Source organism: Joostella sp. CR20, assembly GCF_038433465.1.
Classification (GTDB): Bacteria; Bacteroidota; Bacteroidia; order Flavobacteriales; family Flavobacteriaceae; genus Galbibacter.
This window is the reverse complement of sequence record NZ_JAESVF010000033.1, coordinates 1-613: the sequence shown is the minus strand read 5'-3', so window position 1 is coordinate 613 and position 613 is coordinate 1. Positions and strand designations below refer to the sequence as shown.

Sequence of the window (613 nt, the reverse complement as noted above, 5' to 3'; positions counted from 1 at the left end):
TGTAATTGTTACTGTTTGTACATCACATCCATCAAAAGAAGAAGTGATGGTTACATCCGTTCCTGCTGGAATATCAGTAATCATATTCGTACCTACAGTTCCTTGGTCTGCTGTTACAGTAACTCCTGTACTTGCTACAAAACTTACACTGTAAGTCGTCTGATCCTCTGAACATGTGGTTCCGCCGATACTCATTTGTGGCATGCCACATGGATCATCACAATTAGCTGGGCTCGCTACGGTGATAACAGTCTCACAATCACCACTGGTTGCTGTAAGAACAATCGCTGTGCCGATAGCTCCTGTTACCGTGCCATCTCCATTATCCGTTCCGCCAGTAACTACCAATGTAGAATTAGCATCTTTCGTATAACTTACTGTATAGCTCGTGCTTCCTACACCATCACAAACCGCTTGACCTACAGTTAAGCTTGGCTGTACACAATCTGTTGGGCAAGTCGCTGGAATACTCACGCTTTGTGTGGTTACACAACTTGTACCACTGGTAGCAGTAATTGTTAATTCCGTACCAAATGGAACACCACTTACCGTGCTTGTTGTCATATCTACAACTCCTGCACTGGCTGTAACCGCTTCACCATTGCTGATAAAG

At 44.2% G+C, this 613-nt stretch carries 1 protein-coding gene; it reads right to left on the bottom strand.

The annotated features are described in order from the left end of the window. On the bottom strand, positions 1-613 hold a 613-nt coding region (locus tag JMA43_RS13920; RefSeq protein WP_342157316.1), incomplete at both ends, for a hypothetical protein.